At 74.5% G+C, this 4,823-nt stretch carries 4 protein-coding genes; all 4 read right to left on the bottom strand.

Annotated elements, in window-relative coordinates:
- Window positions 1-50: 50 nt before the first annotated feature.
- The 4 genes from FGF04_RS38105 to FGF04_RS41780 all read right to left on the bottom strand — a co-directional run bounded on the left by FGF04_RS38105 (window position 51) and on the right by FGF04_RS41780 (window position 4,694).
- Window positions 51-563 (bottom strand): MarR family winged helix-turn-helix transcriptional regulator, encoded by a 513-nt coding sequence (locus FGF04_RS38105; RefSeq protein ID WP_235882721.1) that lies wholly within the window; start codon window positions 561-563, stop codon window positions 51-53.
- A 181-nt stretch (window positions 564-744) separates the two neighbouring features.
- Window positions 745-1,758 (bottom strand): LacI family DNA-binding transcriptional regulator, encoded by a 1,014-nt coding sequence (locus FGF04_RS38110; RefSeq protein WP_235882722.1) that lies wholly within the window; start codon window positions 1,756-1,758, stop codon window positions 745-747.
- A gap of 147 nt (window positions 1,759-1,905) precedes the next feature.
- Window positions 1,906-4,563, bottom strand: coding sequence for a beta-galactosidase (locus tag FGF04_RS38115; RefSeq protein WP_149515970.1), 2,658 nt, complete (start codon window positions 4,561-4,563; stop codon window positions 1,906-1,908).
- A complete protein-coding gene (locus tag FGF04_RS41780; RefSeq protein ID WP_268893811.1) occupies window positions 4,563-4,694 on the bottom strand; it encodes a hypothetical protein in 132 nt (43 codons plus the stop codon). The genes FGF04_RS38115 and FGF04_RS41780 overlap by 1 nt, the downstream gene beginning before the upstream one ends.
- Window positions 4,695-4,823: the final 129 nt, after the last annotated feature.

A 4,823-nucleotide genomic window follows, 5' to 3' on the forward strand; every position in this document is an offset into this window, starting at 1 on the left:
CAATACGACCTCGCCCACCCCCACCCCCAGTCCCGCTGTCGGGTGAATGGTCAGGCGTCGTGTCCCGGCGGGTCCACCCAGCCCAGCGGGTGCGGTTCCGTCTCGTCCGGGACCGGGGGCTCGCCGCCCGCCTCGTTGAAGGCCGTCAGCGCCTCCACGATCGCCGTCCGCTGTGCCGGGGCCAGGCGTTCCACGATGTTCGCGATCTCGGTGCGCCGGCGGGACGTGACGCCCTCCACCGTGCGCCGGCCCTCCTCCGTGAGCTGGAGCAGCGTCTCGCGGCGGTTGTCCGGGTTGGTCTGGCGGTCGGCCAGGCCCGCCGCTATCAGGCGGTCCACCATCCGCATCGCCGTGGACGGCGCCACCCCCAGCAGTTCCGCCAGGGTCACCAGCTTGGTGGCGCCGCGGGTGGACAGGACCATCAGCATCCTGACCTGCGGCAGCGTCACGCGCTCCTCGACCCCCGCGAGCGAGCGGGCCGAGACCGCGACCAGTACGCGCGACGCCGTCAGCACCGCCCGTGTCACCGCGTCCACGTCCGGTACGGGGTCCGCGTCCGGCATCGCGTCCGGTACGGGGTCCGCGTCCGGCGCTGCGTTCACGTCCGGCCCCGCGGCCTCTTCGTGACCTGCCCGCATGACATCGACGTCGTCCGTGGCCCCGCCAGGGGTTTCGCGCTCCCGCATGTGTCCTTTGTATCCCGCCGGGATGCCCGCCCACTCATCTGGTCCACACAGATTTTCCTCAGCCGTGACCCGCGGCCGGGGCGCGGCCGGACGGCGCCGGGCCCGTGCTCCTGCGGACGATCAGTTCGACCGGGACCACCCGGTCCACCGGCGGTTCCGGTGGGCCGTCCAGCTGGGACAGGAGCAGGCGCAGCGAACGCGTGCCGATCTCCGGGAAGTCGGTGCGGACCGTGGTCAGCGGCGGGAGCAGGTGCGCGGCCTCGGGGATGTCGTCGTAGCCCACCACGCTGACGTCGTCCGGGACGCGGCGGCCCGACTCGTGCAGCGCTCGCAGCACCCCCAGCGCCATCTGGTCGTTGGAGGCGAAGACCGCGGTGACGTCCGGGTCCGCGGCCAGCCGGCGGCCCAGTTCGTAGCCCGAGTCGGCGCTCCAGTCTCCGATCAGGGGTTCGGGGACCGCGGCGCCGGCCGTCTCCAGCGTGGTCCGCCAGGCCGCCACCCTGTGGTCCGCCGACAGCCAGCCCGTGGGGCCCGCGACGTGGTGGACCGTCGCGTGGCCCAGGTCCAGCAGGTGCTCGGTGGCCTTGCGGGCGCCCGCCGCGTTGTCCGCCGTGACGAACGACGCGTCCTTGCCGAGGTCGTTCTCCAGGACCATCAGCGGGGTGTCCAGGCGGGCCTCCGCCAGCGCCCGGCCCACCCAGCGCTGCGGGGCGATGGCGATCACCCCGTCCGCGCCCTCGGCCGACAGCGTGTCCACGGCCCGTACGACCGTGGCCCGGTCCGCCGTGTCGAGCGCGATGGAACTCACCAGGTAACCGGCGTCCTGGGCCGCGGAGTTGATCGCGGTCAGGATGGAGGCGGGCCCGAAGCGGGCCGCGTCGAAGGAGATCACCCCGAGCATCCGGGTCCGGCCGCTGGCCAGCGAGCGGGCGCTGCGGCTGGGGCGGTAGCCGAGGGTGCGCATGGCCGTCAGGACCACCTCGCGCGTCTCGGGGCGGACGGACGGGTTGTCGTTCAGCACGCGCGACACCGTCTGCTTGGAGACACCCGCCAGCCGCGCCACGTCGCCCATCACCGGGCGCGCCCCCGCGAAGTTGCGCCGGCTGCGGCCCCTGCTCCTGACGGCTTCGGGAACGTCCACGTCCCCATGAGGGCCGGAGACCTGCTCCTGGGGCGGCACGCCGTCGCCAGCACGTCGGGTCATGGCGGGTGCTGTCCTTCAGGGGTCGGCGGTCGCGGCTCCCGGCGGTCGTCCTCCCGCCCGGCTGGCCACAGGATAGGCCGCCGGGCGGGAGGGCGGACCGGACGCCCTGATCACCCACGTACGCGTCATCACCCACTCGGCCCGCATCACCTCCGCCACCTCCGCCACGGCCCCCGAGCCGCCCGAGCCGCCCGAGGCCCCGTCCGGCCCTTCACCGCCGCCACCATCGCCGCCGGCACCGGCGCCGCCGGCCACGTACACCCGCGCGTCCGCGTGCCGCGGCAGGACCTTCAGCCGCAGGCCCTCCCCGCGCAGGGCGAACGCCGGGAGCCGGTGCAGGCCGATGTCCCAGGTCCGTCCGTTGTGGAACTGGTCCGCCACGAACGCGCCGTCCACGTACGCGCGCGCCACGTCCCCGCTCCAGTGGACGCGCAGCAGGGTCCCGGTGAACGGGAGTCCGTCCGGGACGGCGACGGCGTACTCGGCGGCGACGGTGTCGTAGGACGCGTCGGCGGGGGCGCTCGCCCTGCCCTGCACGCCCGTCACCGGCTCGGGCGCCGGGCCGGCGTCCCGGAGCTTCGTGAGCACCGCCTCCACCGTCCCGTGCCTGCGCGGGTCCCGTCCGTCGGCCGGCGCGGTGTACCGCGTGAACACCCCGTCCGCCGTCTGCCGCACCCGCGCGCCCGTCACCACCGGGGGCCGCCGCGGCGCGGGCAGCACCGCGAACGACAGCTCGTCGGCTGCCGGGCCGTGCACCCGCACCTCGCCCCGTCCGCCGTCCGCGTGCTCGTCGAAGACGACCCCCGCGGCGCAGAGCACCAGCCGCTCGGCTCCCCACGCGACGCCCCGGTAGGCGGTACGGGCCGTCGCCGCGTCCAGCACCAGCAGCCCGACCCGGCCGCCCCGCGCCGTCTCCACCTCGACCAGGCAATCGGTTCCGGGCTCCAGGCCCGTGACCAGGACCCGGTCGTCGACCGCGGACCACTCCCCCGAGGGCACCCGTACCGACGTCACCGTCCCTGCGTCCAGGGCCAGTTCGACGGGTACGCCCTCGACGGCGGCCAGCACCAGGACCGTACGGCCGCCCCCGTCTCGCCCCTCTCCCCCGTCGCCTCCGTCGGTCACCATGCACACGGGCTGCGCGGTGGCCCAGTCCAGGCGCAGGCCGGCCACGTCGAGGCGGAGCGGCCAGCAGAAGTACGCGCCGGCCGGGACCGTCACCGGCGTGCTCGGGAGGGTGAGCGCGGGCGCCCGCGGGAACTCCACCGTGAACACGGTGTCCGGGTGGTCCGGCAACTCCCCGTGCGGCTGGTGGTTGTTGACGAAGAGGAAGCCCGACTCCCCCTCCCCGCGCACCGCCCAGCGCAGGGTGTCCCGGTCGTCCTGGCCCGCCGGCCGCCGCTCGGGCAGGAAGGATTCCATCGGCGCGACGAGGTGCCCGAAGCCGGCCAGCATCAGGTGCTGGAGCCGGAGTTCGTCGTACGAGGGCCGGTACTGGCCGTACTCGCCCAGCGGGGCCTGGAAGTCGTACGTGAGGACGGGGAGGTCGTTCGGGTAACCCGTCGCGTGGGACTCCTGGAGGGTCGTCCGCCCGCCCACCGGATTCGTACCGCCGTGGAACATGTAGTAGCCCTGCCACACCGAGCCGCAGCCGATCTTCGTGAGGGCGAGGGCGGCGACGTCGGCCGCCTCGACGCGCGGGCGGCGGTGGTACGAGACCGCCATGCCGCCGCCCAGCTCGCAGGTGGCCCAGGGGAAGCGCTCCGTCAGGGCCGCGAGGTCCGCCGGACCGGTCCCGCGCACCGCTGTCGGACGCAGGTCGGCGCCGATGCCCTCGTCGTCGCGCTGGTGGGTGAAGAAGAAGTGCTTGCGGCAGGTGTCGGGCCAGCCGCCGTCCGCCTCCGTCCAGAAGGCCTCCGGGTAGCCGCCGTACAGCGGGAACAGTTCGCCGGGCGGGAGCCGGACCCCGCCCCACGCCGTCGACGTCCACAGCGGGGCGCTCAGTCCGGCGGCCTGCGCCATGCGCTTGAGCGTCAGCAGGTGGCCGGGCCCGTCGTACAGCTCGTTCTCGATCTGGACGGCGACGACCGGGCCGCCGTGCGCGCGTTCCAGCCCGGCCAGCTGCGCGGCGACGGCTTCGAACCAGGTGCGTACGGGCGCGAGGTACGCCGGGTCGTCCGTGCGCGGGGCGCGGGTGCGGGCCAGTACCCAGTCGGGGAGGCCGCCGTTGCGTACCTCCGCGTGGCACCAGGGGCCGATGCGCGGGACGAGGTCGAGGCCGTGGCGCGCACAGAGCCGCGCGAAACGCCGCAGGTCGCGGTCGCCGTCGAACCGGATGCGCCCCTCGGTCTCCTCGTGGTGGATCCAGATGACGTAACTCGCGACGGCGGTGACCCCGCCGGCCTTCATCTTCAGCAGCTCCTCCTCCCACTCCCCGGCCGGGCAGCGGGTGTAGTGGAACTCGCCGGAGACCGGGAACCAGGGCCGGCCGCCGCGGGTCAGGCAGCGGCCGGTGACCTCGACGGGGTCGGGGACGCCGGGTGCGTCGGACAAGGGGAGGTGGCCGGTGAGCGGCGGCGCGGCGGGCGCGGACACGCGCAGCCGCAGAGGCGCCGGGGACGCGGACGGGCGTACGGACGAAGGTAAAGGTAAGGGCAGGCCCGAGGAGGTCATCAGGGCTTCACCGGGCCGAGGTCGGGCGTGTCCGTGAGGTGGACGCGGAGGTAGTGCATGGCGCCGGAGAGGATCCGGAACGGCTCGCCGTGCAGCAGGAAACCGTCGGACGACGTGGTCGGTGCGGACATCGGGATGCTGCTTCCCCTCGGCTCGGAGGTGGGGGGACGCGGGGTCCGGGAGCGCTGTCCGCACCATGATGTTACCGGTAACTCACAGGCGTCAAGATTGTGATGAGGTCGGGTGCGCGGGGGCGTGGG

This window comes from Streptomyces apricus, from assembly GCF_008369065.1.
Lineage (GTDB): Bacteria > Actinomycetota > Actinomycetes > Streptomycetales > Streptomycetaceae > Streptomyces > Streptomyces apricus.

What these genes read in the sequence shown, in the direction of transcription:
- FGF04_RS38115 (WP_149515970.1), bottom strand. Translation starts at nt 4,563, where the DNA reads ATGACCTCCTCGGGCCTGCCCTTACCTTTACCTTCGTCCGTACGCCCG.
- FGF04_RS38110 (WP_235882722.1), bottom strand. Translation starts at nt 1,758, where the DNA reads ATGGGCGACGTGGCGCGGCTGGCGGGTGTCTCCAAGCAGACGGTGTCG.
- FGF04_RS38105 (WP_235882721.1), bottom strand. Translation starts at nt 563, where the DNA reads ATGCCGGACGCGGACCCCGTACCGGACGTGGACGCGGTGACACGGGCG.
- FGF04_RS41780 (WP_268893811.1), bottom strand. Translation starts at nt 4,694, where the DNA reads ATGTCCGCACCGACCACGTCGTCCGACGGTTTCCTGCTGCACGGCGAG.